Here is a 20270-nt window from a genome sequence, read left to right as displayed (position 1 = left end):
TCATTATAGTCAAATCTTTCTTTTTTGAATGTGAAGAGTTCTTTTCCTTCGTATTGTTTGTATATTTTGTAGATGGTGTAGAATTCTTCTTCTTTGATGGCGTGATCTCCTATTATGGTGCCAAATTTTACTCCAATCCTGGCTCTTCCGTAGAGTTTTTGGTTGAGATCTACAAAGATCCATGGACATATAGGGCTATAGCCACTAGGGTTATGCTGGCTGAATCCTTCTTTTTCTAAGAAGTCTACTAATTTTGCGTCTCCATTTTTTAGGTCGTCATCTGCTACTAAGAAACTTATTTTTACTGTTCTATTTTCCATAAATTCCTCCTTTTTTGAGAAGAAAAAAACACCCATCGACGATGGATGCGCACTGCCCCATCATTCAAGCTTTAGCACCTTAGTCATGACCAGGTTGCTGAAGGATCGTCGAGCTTGTCTCTAACCTTCTCTTTATGGTAATTACATTATATTGCAGGGAGAGTTTTATGCAAGTTGGATTATATTTTCGTGATGAATTAACAAAAACATCTGGTAATTTATCTATTAATAGATGTTTTATTTGTGTAATCCATGCGATTTTTTTCTGTTTTCTAAAGTCAATAAGATTCTCCATATTTCTAAAAGGCGGCTTGGTACAGGCCTTTGCCTCCGGTGAATTTGTTGTCTATTAATTTTCCGAGGATTATGACTGTTGCCAAGATTAACTTGTTTTAATGGTTAGCTAATTGGGCTTCCCGCACCCCCATCATTGCCCTACCCCAATAAAATATGTTATAATATTTTTAACAAGAAGATATTCGTTGAGGATTTTCTGGTTTTTTGATGGGATGATTATTGTTTTTTAAGGAGTTTTTATGAAGAAGTTTTTGTGGATTTTGGCTTTGGCTTTGTGCCTTTCTGCTTGTGGCAATGAGGTTGATAAGGCTAATGATGGGGCTAAGGGTGTTAGTCAAGTGAATGAGGATAAGGCTAAGGATGATGAGAAAGTTTCTGATGATAAAAAGGCAAAAGAGGCTGAGGATAGTTCAGTTCAAGCTTCTTTAAAGGAGGATGATTTTTTCTTTTCTAATCATGACCTTGTTACTGTCAAGGATGGAGAGATTGTTAATGTCATTAAGTATGTGAAGAAACTTGGCGATGATACTTATACCTATCCTGTTCCTTTGTCTGATGATGTTTTTCTCTTTGGTATTAATGGTGATAATTCTAGCACTCTTATGAAGATTAATGGCAAGGATTTTGAGGAAATTTACAAGATTGAGGGCCAAGAATTTTTGCCATCTGCTATGGTTGGCGATAAGGTCTATGGGCATTTTATGGGCGATACTGACCTTAATAAATTTGGTTATCTTTATGCCTATGGTGAGATAGACCTTAAAACTGGCAAGACCAATATTTTCGAGGCTCTTAAGATAAAGAAAGAAAATGAATTTTTGCAGTCTATTGGTTTTACTGACAAGGAAATTCTTTATAATAAACTTGATTTGCCTGGTGACTTTTTGGTAACAATGTATAGGCTTGATTTGACTAAGGGCTACGACCAAGAGCCTGAAAAAGTCAAGGATGTAGAGGGCTTTACATGGCTATCATCAGTTAAATATGACAAGGATGGCAAGGAAATTTACGATATTCTTGATTTAGACTTTGATGATGAGGGCAAATGTTATATTAACGGCATTAACTGCCCAACAGAAGAAGGTACTGAGTTTGTTTCAGCTGGGCCAAACGGAGTGTATAAATAACTACAAATAAAAAGAGATCAAAAAAATGATCCCTTTATTTAAATTCAATTTTTACTATTTCGCTTCCTTTTACATAAATTTTAGAGATTACACTTTGCCACAGGGCGCGTTTTTGCAGGTTGTCTAGGTTATTATACATTTCTTCGAAGTCGCTTTGCAGGAGTTTATCCAAGGCGGAAAAATCCTTTTTTTGAAATCTTTTATGCGTCTTTATTTCTTCTTCTACTTGATCTAATTGTTTTTGTAAGACTTCGTATTCTTTTTTGTAGTCTTCTAGTTCGATTACTTCTTCTAGGTAGAGTTTACGCAGCCTATTTATTTTGTTTTTTATATTGTTTTTTGCTGCGACCGGGCGACTTATTGGTTCACTTTTTTCTATTTTGTAAACTACTTTGTATTTCCTTATTTCATCTTCGATATTTTCAAGTAGGTAATTTTCGATTTTCTTTTCTTGGATCCTTAGATTATTTTCACAAACTTTTACGGTTGAGCGTCCGCACTTGTAGTACCTGTATTTTTGATTGGTTCTTCTATTGGTGGTATAGCCAGCCGACCCCATATTGTAGCCGCAGCAGGCGCAGGCCAGAAGACCGACAAAGATATAGTTATAAGTTTTTCCTCCGAATCTTCCGCTTCTAGCTTTGTTTATGGCCAGGATTTCTTCGTAGTCTTCTTCGCTTAGATAGGGTGGGAAATAATTTTCGTTGTCTTTATACTTACCCTTATAGAAGTCTAAATTCTTTCTTAAAAAGCGACTATAAGTTGTATAAGATATTTTTTTATTATGTTTCTGATTCATGGTTTTTGCGACAGCGTTTATACTTCTTAAAACTTTGTAACTTTCAAAACATTCATTTATGAAGCCTTCGACTTCTTCGTCTTTTACTAGGATTTTATTTTTTATCTTGTATCCAAAAGGTGGCTTGCCCCAGATGGCTTCTCCATCTTTTATTTTTTTATCAAAGACAAATTTTATACGTTCGCTTGTCCTATCGCTTTCATCTTGGGCGACAGCTAGCCTTATATTTACATAAAGCCTACCATTTGCGGTGGTTGTATCGTAATTTTCGGTGGTAGCCGTCCAACCTACGCCATTTCTTTCTAATATTTCTTGAACTTTGTAGTAGTCGCCCACGTTACGGAACCACCTATCAAGCTTGATAAATAAAATTATATCTATCTTGTCGGCTTCTACGTCGTCAAGTAGGCGCATGAATTCTTTTCTGTTAGTGTATTTCTTTCTTGCGGTTATCCCTTCGTCGGCGTATATGTCGACTACTGTATAGCCTTTAAATTTTGCGTAGCGGATTAGGTTTTCTTTTTGTGCGTCTACGCTATAGCCTTCGCGGACTTGCTCTTCCGTCGATACTCTTATATAGAGTGCGGCCCTTACCATTTCCATTTAAGACCCCCTTAATTGGAAAGGCCAGCCCGCTTATGGTATAATATAAGCGGAAAGACCTTATAAATTTCTTACTTTGCGGTAGAAAAAACTTTCCTTGCCATACGGTGCGCCAACACCTTATGGCTTTTTTATTTAGAAATCTACAGTATATTCGCTATAATCTGTAGGGTAAAGTTTGTGATACAAATACTTTATAGAGCCGAAAATATTTTCAGCCTTAATATTTCTTCTAATAGAAAAAGGTAACTTTTCCATTAAATTATTAGTATTATTAGAATCAAGACCATTTATTATTGCGGAAATTAAAGAGGATTTACTGAAACTACGCTTATACTGTACATCAAATTCATCACAAATTAAAAATAAATCTTTTTTCTGTAAAAACTTTAATGTAATAGGTAAATCTTTAGAAATTTCAACTAATTCTGATTTTACAAGTTCATTTAAAATATCTTCTTTAATTTTAGAAGATGAAGACCAATCAAAAGAAATACTATAAATATAAGCTGTTGCTGCTTCTTGACTAAGTTTTCTTAATAAATCTTTACCATAATCTTTTTCAAATTCACTATTTAGATTTTCTTGCAATTCTTTTTTACTAGTAGGATTTTCTAATTCCATTCTTAACCTATAAATATGTTTACAAGGTAAATTTCTAACAGTAAAATCACGACAAGTACAATCATTCAATGTAGTATGATATGGATTCTTTCCGGAGCCTTTAAAAGTGCCACACTTATTTTCGAAATCAATTTCAATAGGCTTACACTTCAAAGCGCTTTTTTGTCTTTTTACTTGATCCGGTGCTGCGTCTATATCATCAGAAGACCTTATTTCTTCTACAGCTTTTTTATCAAAGCTTGGGCGGTTAATAATTTCTATATAACCAAGTTCAACAGCTAACCTATAAATATGTTTACAAGGCAACTTTCTTTCTTGAAAATCAAAACAAGTACAAGAAGAAAGCGAAGTATCATAATATGGAAGTACGCTTGTACTTGAAAACCTACCCACTTTCTTAGCTTTATCTATAGTAAAAGTAAAAGGATAGTGGATTGAACGGCCTTGTCTTTCTATTTGAGCTTCTTGTTCGTGAATATTAATATCCCAGTCGGGCCAATCTTTTAAAAATTTACACCTACCTTTAATCAATTTAATTACCACCTTTCTTTAGAAGCTATTATTTAGCTTCTTTTTTATTTAGAATTAATATTTGCCATACCAAGGCTTTATCCCACGTCTGATTCTTTCGCAGAAGAGGCTTTTAATTCCTGTTCTTTTTCTTTGTCGTACTGTTCTTCCGCCATCTTCAAGTATTGTTCTTTTTCGGATAGTTCTTCTTGTTCCACTTCTTCGATATTTTCATTACCTATATATGAAAAAGAATCATTAAACACCATAGCGGCTTTTCCGTACAAATCTTTTTTTATGTTGTCCGGTGCAGATGAATTTAAAATAACATCATTTATACCATTAATAGCCTGTTCTTTACTAGAAGCCATAATACTATCGGCTATTTGCTTCATAACATAGTTGAAAATTTCTCTTTTCTTAGGATCTAATTCAATGTAAGTTTTTAAGATTGTTTGGCTTAATTTATCTAATGGATAATCAGATATTATTTTTTCTATCAAAGAATCAGTATCTTCTACGAACATATCGCCTGTTCCATTTCTAAGCCATTGTTCATTGACGTTATAAACATTACATATAGCTAAAATCATTTGTTCAGTTAGATTTCTATATCCATTTTCAATATTTGATATAGCGGAACGTGTAACGCCAAGATTTTTCCCGAACTCTTCCATAGTCAAACCAAGTTCTTGTCTTAATTTTTTTATATTTTCGTTCATAGGAATCCCCCTTTCAAAAACTATTATACAGCATATTTAAAATAAAATCAATAAAAAAGTACACAGAGACAACAAAAGGCCTTGACAGAATACACAAAGAATTATATAATAGACACAGAGATAACAAAAAGGGGGCAAAGAAAATGATTACTTCAATAACAATTGCAAGCACAAGAGATAAGGAAAAAGAAGTTGAAAGCTTTTTTTATAAGCTATTTAAAGAAAAAGACAAGGACAAGAAGAAATTCACCTATATAAAATTAATTCAAAGAAGAGGAGATACCGCCCACATACATTATGTAGTCAATGACGACTTAGGGCTAGATGAAGAAGAAATGAAGAAAAATAGCTTTATCAACTTTATTGTAATCAATAAAGAAGACAAAGCTATTCCGGATTATTGTTTATTTAAGTATTTGTTTTGATAATCACGGACTAAATAAACAACTCTATCAAGGGCGTATAGATATTCTCCGCCAAGGTCATTATGATAAAATACAAATCTTTTATCATGGAGTTCTTGAAAGGCTTTTCTCATATCTTCAAGCGATAAATCGATATTAGAGAAGTCTTCAAATTCCACGCTATCGTTTAGTAAATAGTTATCGCAAACTTGTTCAAGGACAAGATAAGCATTGTCGGAAATATTATCCGGACGATTAAATTTCATAAAACACCTCCTAAAAAGATTATACCAATATAGGAGATTAAAAAGAAAGGGGCAAAGAAAATGCAAGTATTAGAAAAAACAAAGACACCACGCGGAATTGATATTCAAATCGAGGATTGGGAAGAAAATTTCCCAGAAGTTTATGGATATGGCGACACCTTAGCCGCTTTCCCTAAAACAATCACTAACCCGGACAACCAAGTAAGGCTAGAAATACAATTTAAAAGCTACGAAGAAGCAAAAGAAGCTTTGAAAGCCTTAGAAGCAGGCGAAAAAGAATTAAGAGATTATAGGGAAAACTTCAATAGTTATTCAAACCAGGGCGGCAACGTCTTTATGAATTTTAAAGAATAGGGGGGCAAAAAATGAAAAGGATAGAAGCCAACATGAACAATAACGAAGAGAAAAAGAAAGGAAAAGAGATTATGGAAGTTAAAATCCAAAAAAATAACAAAGTAGAAGAGATTGACAAGGACGAATTAAAGACAGTAGCAGAAACACTTTCAGAAGTTGAAAAGCTTCCGACAGAAAAAAGAATAGCAATGCAATATTACATTAAGGGGACCTTAGCAGGCTTGCAGATGATGGGAGATAATACCAGCCTTGCAAGCAAAGAAGCGCAGGCCCTATAAAAGAATTAAGGCGGCAGAAAAGCCGCCCGAAGATAAAATGCGACCTGTAACAATTATATATATTCCTTATAGAGATTTTAAAGAAAAAGTAAGGCTAGTTAAAGAATGGAAAAAGAAAGGCTACTACGTCGAGGACTTGGGCGACGGTATCTACTGTATGAAAACAAAAGGATATAAAAAAAGGGGCGAAAAATGAGTGAAGAAGAAAGAAGGCTTTTAGAGATTATAAAAAGCTTTGACAAGGCAGTAGACGCTTTGATAGAAAAGGCAAGGGAAATTGTCGATAAATTCTTAGAAGCTTTCAGAAAAAATAAGAAGGTAAGAAATGCTAATAAATGTACCACTTTTAAAAATTGCCGACGAGTACGAAGAAGAAGGCTTCCAAATCATAGGAGATTTTCACGACCTTTTTATTCTAGGCGAAGATGGAGGCCTACATTACCTAAATATCCAAGGAATGGTAGGCACTAGATACAAGGAACTAAAATTCAAAACCCAATATAGCGATATTTGGGGCGAAGAATTATTCGAAAAAGCAAACTTTTTGGGGCTTATGGATCTTGACGCAAAAAGATTTAGGGCGGACAAGGACCCAAGGTACTTAGAGATAAGAAAAGCCATAGAAAATTACTTTAAAGAGATTGAAGAAGCAGCAAAGAAAGAAGAAGCAGAAATGCTAGAAGAACTTATAGGAGAGATTGAGGAAAGAAAGGGCAAAGAAAATGGATAAATACAGGGCTTGGGACAAACTCAATGACAAAATGAAAGGCGTTTGCTGCGTAGATTGGTATATCAAGCAAACAGTTTGCACCGAAGATGGCGAACCAGTTTATTATATGGACTTTGAAGACATTAAACTAATGAGGTTTACCGGAATTACAGATAAGAACGGAAAAGAGATTTACGAAGGCGATATTTTACATTGGAAAGATAAAAGCAAGGCAGGAGATGGCAGCCTAGAAGAAAACGTAATAGTTTATTGGAGCAATGAGTTCTTAGCTTGGACGGTACAAGGCGACGATTGGAGCGTAGACGAGCCGCCACACTATCTTTTTGAATATAAGGACCCAGGAGAAATAGAAGTAATAGGCAACATATACGAAGGAGTATTAAAAAATGAAGCATGATTGCAAGGGTTGTAAGAATTGCAAGTGCAAGGACAGGAGCCTAAAAGATATTAAAGTTATTTGCCAGATGGCACTAGGCCACACATATGGATTTACAGCGGAAGAAAGCGAAATAAAAATCCTAGAAAGCAATAAATTTAATTACCACATTATAGATATTAACGGCAAAATTTACAGGATTAAAAATCTAAAGGCGGAAAAAGTAAAGGTAGTCGCAAGCTATGGATACTAATTTCAAAAAAATTACCTTTCTAACCAAAGAAGGGACAATGGAAATTAGCGTAAAAAAAGAATTCCACCAGGCGGCCTGTAAGCACGATTTTAAAAAAGGCAAGATTATAAGGCCAAAGGGCAAAAGAATTTTTTCTAGTAGGCTACCAAAAGATACTACAATTTGCATAAAATGCGGAAAGAAAGGGGGCAAAAATGCTAATGCTTAGTATAGAAGACAAAAATATATTTGGCGACTTAGTTTTCCAAGTGGATTCCAAGTTGTACGAGGTTATGACAGAAATTGCAGCGGGTAATTTTGAAGCTGGCCAAATAACTTTAAAGATAAATGTAAGCGGAGCTAATAAGGAACTAGAGATACCAAGAAGCGCCGATGACTTCGAGATAAAGCTATTTAAAAGACCGATAATTGACTACAAAGTAGAGTCAACACTCAAAAAGACAGATTCTACTTCGGACTATGCAATCACAGAAGACCTTGCAATGGATATAGAAAACGACAAGCTACGAATTTCAAAAGTAGACGACGGCCAGATAAGCTTATTTAGCTAAAGGCAGGGGGCCAAAAATGAAAGAGTTTGACGCAAAAAAATTCTTGAAAAAACTTTACGAGCTTTCCGGCAAGGCCGAGGGGGCAAAAGTAATTGTAAAAGAGATCGAGAAAAAAGAAGAGATCCAAGCGAAAGAAAAGGTAGCAATTTAGGACAGGGGCAAAAGATGGAAGATACACAAAAAAACATAGAAGTAAAAAGAATAGGATTTGAAATAACCGAATATTCAGCAAACCTTATACACGGCTTATTAGTAGATGAAGAAATAAGGCTTAAAGAAAAGATACCTATACTACTTGCGGAATTTGATTACGATTTTGACAAAACAAAAGCCTATGTAGAAGAGGTAAAGACTTTAAGAAAATTCTTTACACACATAGACCGATCAGAAGATTATTTAGGAGTCTTTAGCAGGATTGAAGACTATAGATTGGATAAGGAAGAAAAGCAATGCGAAGACTAGAAGAGCTAAAAGCCGGCGAAGTTTTCAAATTTGGTAAGTTTGAATGGATAAAGCTTGCCGACCTTGACGAAGGAGTTTTAGCTATTACCAAGAAGCACTTACCGGTCAGAAGAAGAGTAAGCGAAGATGGCAATAATTGGAAAAATGCGGAACTTAGAAAATGGCTTAATATAAACTTTTACAACGCACTAATCGACAACGGCGCAAGCGAAGAAGATTTCTTATTTTTTGAAAGAGATTTAAAGGCGCTAGATGGCCAGGAAAATTACGGAACTTGTATAGATAAAATTAGTCTTTTATCAGCAGAAGAATTCGAGAGATACAAGGGGCTTATACCCTTTACCAAAGATTGGTGGCGGATTCTTACGCCAGATAATAAAGGCAAAAACAAAGCTTACTATAATTGCGTGATAGGCGAGAAAAAAACTATTTCGTGCCACATTCCGCAATTTATCGGCCAGGTACACCCGATATGCAGGATAAGAAGCGACAAAGAAGTAGAAGAGATCACTATAACAGGAAAAATCAAAAATTGGATTCGAGATAGGAACCTAGATACAGCCGACCCAAAAGGGCAAATGCTTAAACTTGTAGAAGAAACAGGCGAGCTAGCAGAAGGCTTGGCCAAAAATCGACCGGACCAAGTAAAAGACAGTATAGGCGATATATACGTCGTACTTACAGCACTTTCTATGCAGCTTGGCTACAGTATTGAAGATTGTATCGAAGAAGCTTACGAAGAGATAAAAGACCGCAAGGGACGAATGGTAAATGGAATTTTTGTAAAAGAAAGCGACTTATAAGAAAGGGGCAAGGACAATGGCTATTACAAACAAAGAAGCAAAACAGCTTTTATACGAAGAAAGACCGGTATTTTTTAGAAATATCAAGTATCGAAAAATTAGTGCTTTGATCTATAGAAAAAGCGAAGGAACTTTTAAGGCAAGTGCCGAATTATTAGATATGAACCAAAGCTGCGTGGTTATTTGCCCGCTTGAATGGATAGAAAAAAGCGAAGATGAAAGAATAGAAATATTCGGACAAGAAGAAGTAGAAAGGATTTTAGGAGAGTGCCAAGAAGAAATGGCAAGGCTTACAACCCTAACAGGCCAAGGCAAGCCGACCGATTCCCAGGATTCTTTACACAAACTATTACAAAAGTTAGTCAAATTAGACAATGAGCTAATTAAGCAAGTAAACGCAGCAGGAGAAATAAAAGAAGAAACAGTAGCAGAAACCCACGAAGAAAAAGAAGATATGGAAAACTTATCTAGTCTTGGCGGACTAGATGAAGAAGAAGGCAAGGAAGATATACCGCAAGTAAGAGAGGAAAAACAATGGATCGCGAGATAATAAAAATTAATTACAAAGACAAAAGAAATGATAGGGACTTATTAGAAGAAAGTAAAAAGGCAGCAAGGCTGGCAGCACTTTATACAGAAAAGACACTAGAGATGGAAGACCTTAATTTTAAGCAAAAAAGGTATAACCGAGAGATTAACGAAAGAAGAAGAGAACTAAAAGAACTTTATATAGAAGAAGCAAAAGAGATTGTAGACGGAAAGTACAGAAGAAGAAGGCCTTCAATCATGGCCAGGGTATTTTCTCCGCAAGTAATTATATTTTGTTTTTTATCCTTGATAGTTTATATATGTTTGGCCAAGCTTGCATATATAGAAAGAGGATACAGGGCTATAGGGGGCGAAGGATTTTTCCTTATATTCCCATTATTGATATTAGCTTTTAGATTTGGAAATTTAGTAGACAAAGACGCTAGAAGAAGAAATAAGTAAAAAAAGAAAGGGTGCTTTTTCAAGCACCCCGCCTTGGTATTAATCTTTATCTTATCTTTAGGGCAAAGACAAAGAATATCCACAGATACATTATACCACGGCAAAAGGTTAAAAGCAAAAGAAAAGAGAATAACAATAGCTAAAATTGGCGGAGTAGATACCGCCTTGCGGGCTTGTATTAGTTATTATCTTTTCGACCGAAGTATAAAAGCAGGTGGTATTAATGGCAAAAACTTTTATAAGAGAAAAGAAAATTCAGTGCGGGAAAGATTATTTGGAAGTTGATATATATCCTATATCAGAAAATCAATTGGAACAAAGAAAAGGTAAGAGATCCAAGAAGAAAAAAGTATCTATACCCGCACAGAAAAATTTGAATGATAGAAACGCAAGAAGAAAATTCAACCAGGTAGTAGAAACAAATTTCGGTGGGGGCGGTTATTCGGTAACACTTACCTACAATGAATATTTTTTACCAGCTACAGTAGAAAAAGCAGAAAAGGAAGCTACAAATTATATACGCAGGATAAAGCGAAGAAGAAAAAAAGAGGGCCTAGAAGATTTGAAATACATTATCGTTACTTCTTCGAGAGAGGGAAAAGACGGCAAGCCAGTAAGAATTCATCATCATATTCTTATGAATGACGGACTAGACAGGGACGTAGTAGAAGACCTATGGAGTAGGAGCAGGGGCAAAGATAAAGGAAAGAGATTAGGCTTTGCAAATTGCGACAGGATAAAGCCGGATACAAACACAGGTATAGCAGGCCTAGCGAACTACCTCAAAGGAAACCCAACCCAGAAAAGAAGGTGGACTTGCAGCCAAAACTTAGAAAGACCGACAGAAAGAAACAATGATCACAAGTATTCTAGAAAAAAAGTAATCAAGCTGGCGCTATTCCCAGAAAGTCTTAGCTATTGGGAAAAAATGTATCCGGGCTATGAGATTAGGGACAAGCTATATGGATTTGAAGCTATATACAATGATTTCACGGGTTGGAGTATATACTTGAAACTACGAAAAAAGAAACCCCGAACATAAAGACTTATCCACAAAGGGAAAATATAAACACTTGTAATACTTATCCACAAAGTAGAATTATAAACAATAAAAGTTATCCACAGGGCAAAGTTAAGAAAGGGTTATCCACAATACAAGAAAAGGAGTTATGCACATGGATAACAAAAAAGCACTTGAAGCATATAGAAACCTAAAGAATAACGCCTACGGCCACAGCTTAGAACAGGGTATCGAGTATGCTTGCAAGCACTATATAGATTATGGACTAGCAGCAGTAAGCAAAACACCAGAACCTTTTAGAGTGATAAAGAAATTCAAAGGCGGAAAATTTCACGGCCAATTTACAGCCAGGGCGCAGCCGGACTTCCAAGGCACATTAAAAGGCGGTAGGTCTATAATTTTTGAAGCCAAGTACACCAGTACAGAAGTTATCAAGAAAAAAGTTATAACAGATAAGCAAGCGGAAGTATTAGACGAACACTTAAAGCTTGGAGCAATAGCGGGCGTGTGCGTCGGTATAAAAAACCGTTACTTTTTCGTGCCGTGGGAAGTATGGCGAGATATGAAAAAGATTATAGGAAAACAATCCGCCAGGGCCGACGACCTCAAAAGGTGGGAGATCCCATGGCGTAAAGGCGTTATGTTTTTAGAAAACATAAAAGATAAGCTAGATGGATAAGAAGTACAAGACTTGTAAATTTTGCGATAATAGAATTCTAGTCGATAGGAAAATCGGCGTGTGCGACGAGTGCTTGAAGATGGCCGGCGCAGAAGATGAAATCATAGGAAATTTACAGGCAGCGGAAAAGATAAACTTTGCCGTTGAAGATTATATAGGTCAAGCAAAAGAAGAGTTTATAAAAGATTTGATAAAGGGGTAGTTTGAGTGAAAAGAAAAAGAGGGCGCGCCTATGAAAGACGTTGTAGAAATCATTGATTATTGTCGAGAGATTCCGCAGGCCATAAAACTTAATCGCAGGGTTATAAATAATTTGGAAGATGTATTCTACTTGCCAAGAAGCAACAGCCAGCTAGACGGTATGCCGAAGGCCAAGAATCATATATCCAAGATTACAGAAGACCTGGCGCTTAGTGTGCCGGACGGTATAAGCGAAACAATAAGGAGCTTGGAAGAAAAAAACAAAAGACTTGATAACCTGTATAAGGAAATCTTAAAGGAAATTCAAAGCCTAGATTACCGCGAACACAAAGTAATATATGATTTCTATATCATGAATTATAGGTGGGAAAAGATAGCCAGGGGCTTTTATTCTGTTAGGCAATGTAAGAACATAAGAAGCGAAGCCTTGAAGAAATTAGAAAAGAAGTTCGAGAAAAATATATACATTCACAATTATTTTAGCTAATGGCGAAAGATTGCCCGCCATTGCCCGATTTATAGGCTATAATGGATACAGTGAAGAATATATATAGACAAGCGGGAATAGCTAAATTCAAACGAACTTCTAAAAATTGAAGTTCGTATTTTTTTATAATTTCTTCCGTGGCTGAAAAATTGGAACAGCGAAACAAACGAAGAAGACAAAAAAGCGGCCGCGAAAGGAGAAAAAGAAGATGGCTAAAAAAAGAAGACCTGAACGTGATTTAGCCTTTGAGCTTTATAGAAAGTCAAAAGGCAGATTAGAGGTTAAAGAAATTGCAGAAAAAATAAAAGTAAAGCCGGCAACAATTAGTCAATGGAAGTACCGCGATAAGTGGGACGACAAACTAAAAGAGAGAAGACGCGGCGGACAATTCGGAAATAAGAACGCCGAGGGAGCAGGAGCGCCAAAAGGAAACAAGAACGCCGAAACCCACGGCGGATACAGCAGTATAGATTTAGACAACCTACCACCAGAAGACCAAGCCTATATATCAAGTCTTACACTAGATACAGAAACCAACCTAAAGAACGAACTTAAAATCTTGCTGGCCAAGGAAAAAGATATTAGGCGAAAGCTAGATGAACTTGACAAGGAACCGGAAGATAGATTGTACTTGTCGAGAGAATCAGAAATGCAAGCTTTACCAACAAAAGATTTATTAGAAAAACTAGATCCGGCCGAACGTGAAGAAAAGATGAAAAAGTTGCAACCGACATTGAAGACGGTTACAAGGGACAGCAAGTTTGAAAGACAGCAAAAACTATTAGTAGCCTTTGATAGAATCCACGGAAGGATTATAAAGCTACTTGATAGTATAAAGACCTACCAGCTTGACTGTAGGCGCATAGAACTTGATCAACAGAGATACGACTTATCAAAAGAAAAGATAAAAGGAGCCTTTGAATTTGATTTGGACGGCGAGCTTGACGAGATCTAAAAAATAAAATAGGTTCTTTCAAGAAAATTTTTTCGTTTGCGGGTACGGCGACGCCCAAAATATAGTTAGGTATGAAAAATTTTGAACCACTTCCGGAAATTCAAAAGCTAGAAAGTATTAGGGGCCTTGAAATTTCAATAACGAATAATTATTCAAAAGTAATTAAAATAAAAAGGGGGCTTGTATGGCCAAAGTAAAATTATATAGTACGCAGGCTATAGCCAAGCTTCTTAATATAAGCGAAAGGCGAGTAAGGCAATTAAGAGATGAAGGAATAATCGAAGAAACAATGCCGGGCCTTTATAAATTACTAGAAACAAATCACGCCTATATAGATTACCTAAAAGGTAATTCAAAGATAGAAGAAAATTTAAACTACTACGAAGAAAGGGCAAAGCTTGTAAAAGCAAAAAGACAAAATGAAGAACTTGATCTAAAAATTAGACAAAGAGATTTGCACGAAACTTCGGAAATTGAAGAAGTGATGGCGGATATGCTAACAAACTTCAAAGTAAGACTTATGGCAATACCCGCCAAATTATCGCCAGTATTAGCTGGCTTAAAAGACAAGACAAAAATATATAAGATACTACAAGAAGCGGTAGAAGAAGGGTTGAACGAGTTATCAGACTTTCCGACCGCTTTTTCTATAGAGTCAGAAGAAGGGGCGGAAATTGAAGAAAACACAAAAGAAGAAAAAAATTAAAAAAAATACATTTGATCTTCTTTGCAAAATCTTTGCTGGCTTAAAACCGCCGCCACCAATAACAATTACCGAGTGGGCGGACGAGTACAGAAGACTTAGCCCGGAAGCTTCGGCGGAACCCGGAAGATGGAAGACTTCTAAAGCGCCATACCAAAAAGAGATTATGGACGCTATAGGCGAAGTCGGAGTAGAAAAAGTTGTAGTTATGAGCGCAGCACAGATTGGAAAGTCGGACGCTTGCATACTTAACCCCCTAGGTTACTATATGCACTACGACCCCAGCCCGATTATGATTCTACAACCAACAATACAGATGGCAGAAGCTTTTTCCAAGGACAGAATTTCGCCTATGTTAAGAGATACGCCAATATTGCAAGACAAGGTAGATGATAAGTCAAGGACAAGCGGAAATACAATCCTACAAAAGATTTTTCCGGGTGGCCATGTAACAATGGTAGGAGCTAACAGCCCTTCGAGCCTTGCAAGCCGACCTATAAGGATATTGCTTGCAGATGAAATTGACAGATACCCAGTAACAGCAGGAACTGAAGGCGACCCGCTTTTACTTGCCACAAAAAGGCTTACCACTTTTTGGAACAAAAAAATTGTTTGCGTATCAACACCGACAATTAAAGACGTAAGTAGAATTGAAGTCGAATACGAACACAGCACCCAGGGCGAATGGAACGTCCCTTGTCCTCATTGTGGAGAATATAACCCTTTAGAATGGGCCTATATAAAATTCGACAAAGAAGATTTATCAGAAATTGAATACACTTGCCGCCATTGCGGAGCTATAGCGAGTGAATACGCTTGGAAGTCAAACTTCGATAAAGGGAAATTTATTTTCAAGTACCCAAGGCGAGCGGTCAAGGGCTTTCATTTAAACGCCTTAGCTTCGCTTTTTGTATCTTGGGCAGATATTGTAGAAAAATTTCTAGTAGCAAACGAAGAAAAAAAGAAAGGGAATATAGAATTGCTTAAAGCTTGGACAAATACCGAAATGGGGCAAACTTGGGAAGAAGAAGGAGAAGAAATCGAAATGGAAGAATTATTCAACCGACTAGAAGAATACGGCTGCGAAGTGCCAGAAGAAGTAATAGTCTTAACGGCTGGCGTAGACGTACAAGACGACCGCTTCGAAGTAGAGGTGGTAGGTTGGGGCGAAGAAAAGGAATCATGGGGTATTTACTACAAAAAAATTTACGGCGATTTAAAAACTGAAACCGTATGGCAAGACTTAGATAATTTTCTAGGTAGGACCTTTGAAACAAAAGACGGACGCAAACTTAAAATTCTTTCTACCTGTATAGATTCCGGCGGACACTTTACCCAAGAAGTTTATAAATTTGCCAAGAAAAGAATTAGCCGCAGGATATGGGCCATAAAAGGCCGTGGCGGAGCGCAAACGCCTTACTACTCTAAACCGTCTATATCAAATGCTTATAAGACGCCACTTTTCACCCTTGGAGTAGATACAGGAAAAGCTATACTATACCAAAGGCTAGCAGTAGAAGAGCCAGGACCTAACTATTGCCATTTTCCGGAAGACGAAGGCCGAGGATATACAGAAGAGTATTTTAAAGGGCTTACAAGCGAAAAGATGGTTATTAGCTATAAAAAAGGGCGTGCGCAGTATGTATGGAAACTTAAAAAGGGAATTAAAAGAAACGAACCTTTAGATATTAGAAACTACGCAACGGCGGCGCTTGAAATCACAAATCCTATTCTTAAAAAAGAGATTCCGGAAAACCCAAGTAAGCCGCAAAGAAACGTAAGGTCTAGGGGGTTAAGACAATAGATAAAAATAAAAATGAAACTAATTTTAGATAAAAAGAAGATAAGAAAAGGTAGGCCAATAGGCTTACCATATATAGGCAGCAAAAAGAAAATATCTAAAAAGATTATAGAGATTATAAAGCAGAATTTCGGAACGGACAAAACTATATACGACCTATTCGGCGGCGGTGGCGCTATAACCTTAGAGTGCAAACTTCAAGGTCTAAACGTAGTTTATAACGATATAGACCCTATACCTGGGCAGATGATACAAAAAATCTTATCAGAAGACAGGGAATACCTAAAAACTTTAATTTGCAGCAGGGAAGAGTTTTTCAAGATAAGAGATAAAGAAAATAAAACAATAGACGACCACTTAAAACTATTAATTAATTCATTTGGAAATAACAGTAAACACTATTTATACAGTAAAGACCTTTCTGATTTTAAATATAAGCTAGCAAGAAAGATAATAGAAAACCATGATTGCTTTGAAGGCTATAAGCAAACCGAAACTTTCAAAAAGGCAGCATATAAAAATAAAGAGATCACACAGTTACAGCAACTTCAACAAATACAACAAGTCGAAAAAATATCGGGGGGGGGTACACCCGCCAAGAGCTTGAGAATTCAACAATTAGAAAGACTTGTACATTTGGAAAATATGAAGGTTATCCCTAACCTAGAGATTTACAACAAAGACTATAAAGAATTTTCAGATATAAAAAACTCAATCATATATTTAGACCCACCATACAAAGATACAAACAAAGTATATAGGAATAACAATATAGACTACGAAAACTTTTACAAGCGGTGCAAGGAAATGAGCAAAGAAAATGTAGTCTTAATAAGTGGATATAGTATGCCAGATGATTTTGAAATAGTCTATGAATTTACAAAGGCTAGGTCAACAATGCAGGGCGGAAGTCATGAAAGCAAATATGAAAAATTATTTATGGTCAAGGATAACTTTTAAACTAAATAAACTATAAATAAACGTCAGATCGAGGGGGTTAAGATAGATGGATAAAAGCGAAATTAAGCTTCGAAGAGAACAGGCCCTAAAGCACTACAATATTTGGCTAGAAGCAGAAATGGCAGTAGCTACAAGCCAAAGCTACACCATAGGCAGCAGAAGCTTAACCAGGGCGAATTTAAGCGAAATAAGAGAGCAACAAAAATATTGGCGAAAAGAAATTGACAGATTAGACACGATAGACAACTACAAGGGACGCAATAGGACTTATATTGCCGTCCCACGCGATATTTAAAGACAGGTGGTACTATGGGACTATTTGATATACTAAAACCCAACAAAAGGAAAAATGAAGCCACTAGAAGGGAAATAGAAGCCCTAGCACTAGGCAGGGTAAAAGAGATTTTGAATTCCGGATACAGTAATTACGGAGCTTCTAGGAGCAAAAAAAGCCTTATAGGTTGGAGAGCGGACGGCGGAAGCCATAAAGAAGATATAGAAGACAACTTAACGATATTAAGGCAAAGAAGCCGCGATCTTTTTATGGGCGTGCCACTTGCCACAGGTGCAGTAAAAACTTGTAGAACAAATGTAGTTGGCGGCGGCTTACTTTTAAAAAGTCAAATCGACTACGAAGCTATAGGAATTTCGGCCAAAGAAGCAAGGAGCCTAGAGCAAAAAATCGAAAGAGAATTCAAACTATGGGCGGACAGTACAAGCTGCGATATAGAAAGATTTGATAATTTCTACGAGTTGCAGCAGCTAGCCTTTTTAAATTGGCTAATATCCGGCGACGTAATAGTTTTATTACCGACAACAGAAAGGGTGGCCATGCCCTACGATTTAAGAATACAACTAATAGAAGCGGATAGAATTTCCACGCCTAAAGATAAAAGCCAGGATAAAAATATCATAGATGGCGTAGAAAGTAATAAAAACGGCGAAACAATAGCCTACTATATATGCAACAGGCACCCAAATTCTAAAGACTTAACGGAAAAAGAAGAATGGGTAAGAGTCGAAGCTTACGGAAAAAACACCGGTAGAAAAAACGTGCTACACCTAATGAACCGTGAAAGAATAGGGCAAAGAAGGGGCGTGCCACTCCTTGCCCCAGTAATAGAAAGTTTAAAGCAGCTAGGACGATACACAGAAGCCGAGCTAGTAGCTGCGGTTGTAAGCGGATTGCTAACAGTCTTCATTGAAAAAGAAAGCTATAGCAGCGAACCACCATTCGGCCAAATTGTGCAAGAAGAAGAACAGGTAGACAGATACACAGAAAATTCTATCGAACTTGGACCAGGGGCAATTATAGACCTTAACGAGGGCGAAAAGGCAAACATTGTAAACCCAGGCAGGCCAAACGCAGCCTTTGACGGATTCGTTACCGCAATTTGCAGGCAGATAGGCGCAGCCCTTGAAATTCCATACGAACTTTTACTAAAAAATTTCAACGCTTCTTACAGCGCTTCAAGGGCAGCACTTCTTGAAGCTTGGAAATCTTTCAGAATGTACCGTGAATGGCTGGCAGCGGATTTTTGCCAACCAATTTACGAAGAATGGCTAACAGAAGCAGTAGCAAAAGGCAGGATTGAAGCGCCCGGGTTTTTCGGCGATCCACTTACAAAGAAAGCTTATTGCGGCGCGGAGTGGAACGGGCCAGCCCAAGGATTGTTAAACCCTACGCAAGAAGTAGCAGCAGCACAAAAGAGGGTAGAGAATGGATTTTCTACAAGAAGCAAAGAAGCTAAAGAAATGAACGGCACGGACTACTACAAAAATATCAGTCAATTAAAGCAAGAAGAAGAACTGATACAAGAGATTAGAAAGGAGATTCCGAAAGTTGAAGAAGAACAAAATTAAAAAAGCTTGGAACTTCGCAATACAAGAAGAAGGAATAGCAGAAGTAACAATATATGGGAACATAAGCGACAAAATAGATTGGGAACTTGGAGAGATTAACCCGGAATTTTTTTCAAGCGATTTAGCCTACTTAGAACAAGAGGATATAAACACTTTAATTATAAGAATTAATAGTGCAGGCGGCGACGTATTCGCAGCGACAGCTATATATTCGAGATTAAAAGAATTCAAGGCTAAAAAGATTGTTAAAATTGACGGTTGGGCAGCTTCGGCCGCCACAATAATTGCTATGGCGGGCGACGAAATCGAAATAGCACCTAATGGTAGCCTTATGATTCACGACCCGCTATTCGGCCTTGAAGGTTACTTCAACGCTAAGGACTTAATAAAGTATATAGAACAGCTAGAAACAATCAAAAAATCAATCATAAACGCATATAAGACCAAAACAGGTAAAACAGAAGAAGAACTAGCACAGCTTATGGAAGCGGAAACATGGTACACAGGCCAAGAAGCAGTAGACGCAGGATTTTGCGACCGCTTAATGTTTGAAGAAGCCGACGTAGCAGCAACCGCCGACGGACAAATAAAAGTAAACGGGGTACTTATGGTATCCGACTTTAAGAATTTACCAAATACGGTATTAGATCATAGCCAAAATCACCACGCCAACGGCAATGATTTTAATATAAAATCCAACGAAAGAAAGGAAGTAAAAGCAATGGACGAAAACAAAGAAACAGCAACTACTACAGAAACCGAAACAAAAGAAATTAAGACTGTAGAAGAACTAAAGGAAGCTTATCCGGAGCTTGTAAAAGAAATTGAAGAAGCGGCAAAGAAAGAAGAATTAGACCGCTTACAAGCTATAGAAGAGATTGCAGCACCAGGCGCAGAAGAGATTGTAAACGACGCAAAATACAAAACCAAAATTACAGCTGGCGAAGTGGCAATTAAAATTTTAAATGCCCAAAAGCTAAAAGGACAAAACTATATAAAAGATAGAGAAAAAGACGTTAAAAATTCCGGTATGGATAGAGTAGAAGGCAGCCAAGGACAAAAAACAGAAGAAAAAAACGAATTCTTGGAAGCTATAGACAAAGCATACCCAAAAACAAAGTAAGAAAGGGG

Annotated in this window: 32 protein-coding genes and 1 riboswitch; of the genes, 27 read left to right on the top strand and 5 right to left on the bottom strand. The window is 36.9% G+C overall.

Annotated elements, in window-relative coordinates:
• Positions 1-320 (bottom strand): hypothetical protein (locus HMPREF0072_RS12170; protein WP_039931294.1); only part of this gene is annotated, 320 nt, incomplete at its 3' end.
• Between the two features lie 29 nt (positions 321-349).
• A riboswitch (SAM riboswitch) is annotated at positions 350-461 on the bottom strand.
• A 395-nt stretch (positions 462-856) separates the two neighbouring features.
• Here HMPREF0072_RS12170 and HMPREF0072_RS08260 point away from each other — a divergent pair.
• Positions 857-1744 (top strand): hypothetical protein, encoded by an 888-nt coding sequence (locus HMPREF0072_RS08260; RefSeq protein WP_004829159.1) that lies wholly within the window; start codon positions 857-859, stop codon positions 1742-1744.
• Between the two features lie 34 nt (positions 1745-1778).
• Here the strand turns inward: HMPREF0072_RS08260 and HMPREF0072_RS08255 are convergent, their stop codons facing one another.
• The 3 genes from HMPREF0072_RS08255 to HMPREF0072_RS11160 form a co-directional block, all read right to left on the bottom strand.
• Positions 1779-3146: a recombinase family protein gene (locus HMPREF0072_RS08255; protein WP_004829157.1), complete on the bottom strand. Its 1368-nt coding sequence runs from the start codon at positions 3144-3146 to the stop codon at positions 1779-1781.
• A gap of 135 nt (positions 3147-3281) precedes the next feature.
• Entirely contained in the window at positions 3282-4301 is a 1020-nt protein-coding gene (locus HMPREF0072_RS08250; protein ID WP_039931293.1) for an SWIM zinc finger family protein, read from the bottom strand.
• 77 nt (positions 4302-4378) lie between these two features.
• Positions 4379-5002 carry a helix-turn-helix domain-containing protein gene (locus tag HMPREF0072_RS11160; protein ID WP_004829153.1) on the bottom strand — a complete coding sequence of 208 codons (624 nt, stop codon included), beginning with the start codon at positions 5000-5002 and terminating at the stop codon, positions 4379-4381.
• Positions 5003-5145: 143 nt separating this feature from the next.
• On the opposite strand from HMPREF0072_RS11160, the gene HMPREF0072_RS08240 reads away from it, so the two are divergent.
• Complete coding sequence (locus tag HMPREF0072_RS08240) at positions 5146-5427, top strand: hypothetical protein (RefSeq protein WP_004829152.1); 282 nt, start codon at positions 5146-5148, stop codon at positions 5425-5427.
• Here the strand turns inward: HMPREF0072_RS08240 and HMPREF0072_RS08235 are convergent.
• The gene (locus tag HMPREF0072_RS08235; RefSeq protein ID WP_004829149.1) at positions 5400-5672 is read right to left on the bottom strand and encodes a hypothetical protein; all 273 of its coding nucleotides are present in this window, start codon (positions 5670-5672) and stop codon (positions 5400-5402) included. The genes HMPREF0072_RS08240 and HMPREF0072_RS08235 overlap by 28 nt on opposite strands.
• A gap of 60 nt (positions 5673-5732) precedes the next feature.
• Between HMPREF0072_RS08235 and HMPREF0072_RS08230 the strand changes: the two genes are divergently transcribed.
• The 25 genes from HMPREF0072_RS08230 to HMPREF0072_RS08125 all read left to right on the top strand — a co-directional run bounded on the left by HMPREF0072_RS08230 (position 5733) and on the right by HMPREF0072_RS08125 (position 20262).
• Entirely contained in the window at positions 5733-6026 is a 294-nt protein-coding gene (locus HMPREF0072_RS08230) for a hypothetical protein (protein ID WP_004829146.1), read from the top strand.
• Between the two features lie 11 nt (positions 6027-6037).
• Positions 6038-6304, top strand: coding sequence for a hypothetical protein (locus tag HMPREF0072_RS08225; protein WP_004829145.1), 267 nt, complete (start codon positions 6038-6040; stop codon positions 6302-6304).
• 37 nt (positions 6305-6341) lie between these two features.
• Positions 6342-6500, top strand: coding sequence for a hypothetical protein (locus HMPREF0072_RS12015; protein WP_004829143.1), 159 nt, complete (start codon positions 6342-6344; stop codon positions 6498-6500).
• Between the two features lie 129 nt (positions 6501-6629).
• Complete coding sequence (locus HMPREF0072_RS08220; protein WP_004829142.1) at positions 6630-7034, top strand: hypothetical protein; 405 nt, start codon at positions 6630-6632, stop codon at positions 7032-7034.
• The gene (locus HMPREF0072_RS11155; protein WP_004829140.1) at positions 7027-7431 is read left to right on the top strand and encodes a YopX family protein; all 405 of its coding nucleotides are present in this window, start codon (positions 7027-7029) and stop codon (positions 7429-7431) included. The genes HMPREF0072_RS08220 and HMPREF0072_RS11155 overlap by 8 nt, the downstream gene beginning before the upstream one ends.
• Entirely contained in the window at positions 7421-7663 is a 243-nt protein-coding gene (locus HMPREF0072_RS08210; RefSeq protein WP_004829138.1) for a hypothetical protein, read from the top strand. Before HMPREF0072_RS11155 ends, HMPREF0072_RS08210 begins: the two co-directional genes overlap by 11 nt.
• Positions 7664-7700: 37 nt before the next feature.
• Positions 7701-7871: a hypothetical protein gene (locus HMPREF0072_RS08205; RefSeq protein WP_155811900.1), complete on the top strand. Its 171-nt coding sequence runs from the start codon at positions 7701-7703 to the stop codon at positions 7869-7871.
• The gene (locus tag HMPREF0072_RS08200; RefSeq protein WP_004829133.1) at positions 7858-8214 is read left to right on the top strand and encodes a hypothetical protein; all 357 of its coding nucleotides are present in this window, start codon (positions 7858-7860) and stop codon (positions 8212-8214) included. The genes HMPREF0072_RS08205 and HMPREF0072_RS08200 overlap by 14 nt, the downstream gene beginning before the upstream one ends.
• 16 nt (positions 8215-8230) lie before the next feature.
• Positions 8231-8365, top strand: coding sequence for a hypothetical protein (locus tag HMPREF0072_RS12620; RefSeq protein WP_004829131.1), 135 nt, complete (start codon positions 8231-8233; stop codon positions 8363-8365).
• Between the two features lie 14 nt (positions 8366-8379).
• The gene (locus HMPREF0072_RS08195) at positions 8380-8676 is read left to right on the top strand and encodes a hypothetical protein (RefSeq protein WP_004829129.1); all 297 of its coding nucleotides are present in this window, start codon (positions 8380-8382) and stop codon (positions 8674-8676) included.
• Positions 8664-9479 carry a MazG nucleotide pyrophosphohydrolase domain-containing protein gene (locus tag HMPREF0072_RS12510; RefSeq protein ID WP_004829127.1) on the top strand — a complete coding sequence of 272 codons (816 nt, stop codon included), beginning with the start codon at positions 8664-8666 and terminating at the stop codon, positions 9477-9479. The genes HMPREF0072_RS08195 and HMPREF0072_RS12510 overlap by 13 nt, the downstream gene beginning before the upstream one ends.
• A gap of 16 nt (positions 9480-9495) precedes the next feature.
• Positions 9496-10029, top strand: a complete 534-nt coding sequence (locus tag HMPREF0072_RS08185; RefSeq protein ID WP_004829125.1) for a hypothetical protein — start codon at positions 9496-9498, stop codon at positions 10027-10029.
• Entirely contained in the window at positions 10014-10469 is a 456-nt protein-coding gene (locus tag HMPREF0072_RS08180) for a hypothetical protein (RefSeq protein ID WP_004829123.1), read from the top strand. The genes HMPREF0072_RS08185 and HMPREF0072_RS08180 overlap by 16 nt, the downstream gene beginning before the upstream one ends.
• A 223-nt stretch (positions 10470-10692) precedes the next feature.
• Positions 10693-11511, top strand: a complete 819-nt coding sequence (locus HMPREF0072_RS08175; RefSeq protein ID WP_004829122.1) for a hypothetical protein — start codon at positions 10693-10695, stop codon at positions 11509-11511.
• A 133-nt stretch (positions 11512-11644) separates the two neighbouring features.
• Positions 11645-12169: a Holliday junction resolvase RecU gene (locus HMPREF0072_RS08170; protein WP_004829120.1), complete on the top strand. Its 525-nt coding sequence runs from the start codon at positions 11645-11647 to the stop codon at positions 12167-12169.
• Positions 12162-12371: a hypothetical protein gene (locus HMPREF0072_RS08165; protein WP_004829117.1), complete on the top strand. Its 210-nt coding sequence runs from the start codon at positions 12162-12164 to the stop codon at positions 12369-12371. Before HMPREF0072_RS08170 ends, HMPREF0072_RS08165 begins: the two co-directional genes overlap by 8 nt.
• 30 nt (positions 12372-12401) lie before the next feature.
• On the top strand, positions 12402-12857 hold the full coding sequence (locus HMPREF0072_RS08160) for a hypothetical protein (protein ID WP_004829115.1): 456 nt from the start codon (positions 12402-12404) through the stop codon (positions 12855-12857).
• Between the two features lie 208 nt (positions 12858-13065).
• The gene (terS, locus tag HMPREF0072_RS08155; protein ID WP_004829114.1) at positions 13066-13812 is read left to right on the top strand and encodes a phage terminase small subunit; all 747 of its coding nucleotides are present in this window, start codon (positions 13066-13068) and stop codon (positions 13810-13812) included.
• 71 nt (positions 13813-13883) lie between these two features.
• Positions 13884-14009, top strand: coding sequence for a hypothetical protein (locus HMPREF0072_RS12615; protein WP_004829112.1), 126 nt, complete (start codon positions 13884-13886; stop codon positions 14007-14009).
• Positions 13997-14518 carry a hypothetical protein gene (locus tag HMPREF0072_RS08150; RefSeq protein WP_004829110.1) on the top strand — a complete coding sequence of 174 codons (522 nt, stop codon included), beginning with the start codon at positions 13997-13999 and terminating at the stop codon, positions 14516-14518. The genes HMPREF0072_RS12615 and HMPREF0072_RS08150 overlap by 13 nt, the downstream gene beginning before the upstream one ends.
• Positions 14487-16319 (top strand): phage terminase large subunit family protein, encoded by a 1833-nt coding sequence (locus HMPREF0072_RS08145; RefSeq protein ID WP_004829108.1) that lies wholly within the window; start codon positions 14487-14489, stop codon positions 16317-16319. Before HMPREF0072_RS08150 ends, HMPREF0072_RS08145 begins: the two co-directional genes overlap by 32 nt.
• A 12-nt stretch (positions 16320-16331) precedes the next feature.
• A complete protein-coding gene (locus tag HMPREF0072_RS08140) occupies positions 16332-17276 on the top strand; it encodes a DNA adenine methylase (RefSeq protein WP_004829107.1) in 945 nt (314 codons plus the stop codon).
• A gap of 46 nt (positions 17277-17322) precedes the next feature.
• Complete coding sequence (locus HMPREF0072_RS08135; protein WP_004829104.1) at positions 17323-17571, top strand: DUF6148 family protein; 249 nt, start codon at positions 17323-17325, stop codon at positions 17569-17571.
• A gap of 14 nt (positions 17572-17585) precedes the next feature.
• On the top strand, positions 17586-19139 hold the full coding sequence (locus tag HMPREF0072_RS08130) for a phage portal protein (RefSeq protein WP_004829102.1): 1554 nt from the start codon (positions 17586-17588) through the stop codon (positions 19137-19139).
• A complete protein-coding gene (locus HMPREF0072_RS08125; protein WP_004829101.1) occupies positions 19120-20262 on the top strand; it encodes a head maturation protease, ClpP-related in 1143 nt (380 codons plus the stop codon). The genes HMPREF0072_RS08130 and HMPREF0072_RS08125 overlap by 20 nt, the downstream gene beginning before the upstream one ends.
• Positions 20263-20270: the final 8 nt, after the last annotated feature.

The sequence above is a fragment of the Anaerococcus lactolyticus ATCC 51172 genome (assembly GCF_000156575.1).
GTDB lineage: Bacteria > Bacillota > Clostridia > Tissierellales > Peptoniphilaceae > Anaerococcus > Anaerococcus lactolyticus.
Note: the sequence above shows the minus strand (reverse complement) of the source record. Positions and strands in the feature narration are given on the sequence as shown.

Bases quoted from the DNA above. Each gene is read 5' to 3' on its own strand.
- HMPREF0072_RS08260 (WP_004829159.1), top strand. From the start codon at position 857: ATGAAGAAGTTTTTGTGGATTTTGGCTTTGGCTTTGTGCCTTTCTGCT.
- HMPREF0072_RS08255 (WP_004829157.1), bottom strand. From the start codon at position 3,146: ATGGAAATGGTAAGGGCCGCACTCTATATAAGAGTATCGACGGAAGAG.
- HMPREF0072_RS11160 (WP_004829153.1), bottom strand. From the start codon at position 5,002: ATGAACGAAAATATAAAAAAATTAAGACAAGAACTTGGTTTGACTATG.
- HMPREF0072_RS08240 (WP_004829152.1), top strand. From the start codon at position 5,146: ATGATTACTTCAATAACAATTGCAAGCACAAGAGATAAGGAAAAAGAA.
- HMPREF0072_RS08235 (WP_004829149.1), bottom strand. From the start codon at position 5,672: ATGAAATTTAATCGTCCGGATAATATTTCCGACAATGCTTATCTTGTC.
- HMPREF0072_RS08230 (WP_004829146.1), top strand. From the start codon at position 5,733: ATGCAAGTATTAGAAAAAACAAAGACACCACGCGGAATTGATATTCAA.
- HMPREF0072_RS08225 (WP_004829145.1), top strand. From the start codon at position 6,038: ATGAAAAGGATAGAAGCCAACATGAACAATAACGAAGAGAAAAAGAAA.
- HMPREF0072_RS12015 (WP_004829143.1), top strand. From the start codon at position 6,342: ATGCGACCTGTAACAATTATATATATTCCTTATAGAGATTTTAAAGAA.
- HMPREF0072_RS08220 (WP_004829142.1), top strand. From the start codon at position 6,630: ATGCTAATAAATGTACCACTTTTAAAAATTGCCGACGAGTACGAAGAA.
- HMPREF0072_RS11155 (WP_004829140.1), top strand. From the start codon at position 7,027: ATGGATAAATACAGGGCTTGGGACAAACTCAATGACAAAATGAAAGGC.
- HMPREF0072_RS08210 (WP_004829138.1), top strand. From the start codon at position 7,421: ATGAAGCATGATTGCAAGGGTTGTAAGAATTGCAAGTGCAAGGACAGG.
- HMPREF0072_RS08205 (WP_155811900.1), top strand. From the start codon at position 7,701: ATGGAAATTAGCGTAAAAAAAGAATTCCACCAGGCGGCCTGTAAGCAC.
- HMPREF0072_RS08200 (WP_004829133.1), top strand. From the start codon at position 7,858: ATGCTAATGCTTAGTATAGAAGACAAAAATATATTTGGCGACTTAGTT.
- HMPREF0072_RS12620 (WP_004829131.1), top strand. From the start codon at position 8,231: ATGAAAGAGTTTGACGCAAAAAAATTCTTGAAAAAACTTTACGAGCTT.
- HMPREF0072_RS08195 (WP_004829129.1), top strand. From the start codon at position 8,380: ATGGAAGATACACAAAAAAACATAGAAGTAAAAAGAATAGGATTTGAA.
- HMPREF0072_RS12510 (WP_004829127.1), top strand. From the start codon at position 8,664: ATGCGAAGACTAGAAGAGCTAAAAGCCGGCGAAGTTTTCAAATTTGGT.
- HMPREF0072_RS08185 (WP_004829125.1), top strand. From the start codon at position 9,496: ATGGCTATTACAAACAAAGAAGCAAAACAGCTTTTATACGAAGAAAGA.
- HMPREF0072_RS08180 (WP_004829123.1), top strand. From the start codon at position 10,014: ATGGATCGCGAGATAATAAAAATTAATTACAAAGACAAAAGAAATGAT.
- HMPREF0072_RS08175 (WP_004829122.1), top strand. From the start codon at position 10,693: ATGGCAAAAACTTTTATAAGAGAAAAGAAAATTCAGTGCGGGAAAGAT.
- HMPREF0072_RS08170 (WP_004829120.1), top strand. From the start codon at position 11,645: ATGGATAACAAAAAAGCACTTGAAGCATATAGAAACCTAAAGAATAAC.
- HMPREF0072_RS08165 (WP_004829117.1), top strand. From the start codon at position 12,162: ATGGATAAGAAGTACAAGACTTGTAAATTTTGCGATAATAGAATTCTA.
- HMPREF0072_RS08160 (WP_004829115.1), top strand. From the start codon at position 12,402: ATGAAAGACGTTGTAGAAATCATTGATTATTGTCGAGAGATTCCGCAG.
- terS (WP_004829114.1), top strand. From the start codon at position 13,066: ATGGCTAAAAAAAGAAGACCTGAACGTGATTTAGCCTTTGAGCTTTAT.
- HMPREF0072_RS12615 (WP_004829112.1), top strand. From the start codon at position 13,884: ATGAAAAATTTTGAACCACTTCCGGAAATTCAAAAGCTAGAAAGTATT.
- HMPREF0072_RS08150 (WP_004829110.1), top strand. From the start codon at position 13,997: ATGGCCAAAGTAAAATTATATAGTACGCAGGCTATAGCCAAGCTTCTT.
- HMPREF0072_RS08140 (WP_004829107.1), top strand. From the start codon at position 16,332: ATGAAACTAATTTTAGATAAAAAGAAGATAAGAAAAGGTAGGCCAATA.
- HMPREF0072_RS08135 (WP_004829104.1), top strand. From the start codon at position 17,323: ATGGATAAAAGCGAAATTAAGCTTCGAAGAGAACAGGCCCTAAAGCAC.
- HMPREF0072_RS08130 (WP_004829102.1), top strand. From the start codon at position 17,586: ATGGGACTATTTGATATACTAAAACCCAACAAAAGGAAAAATGAAGCC.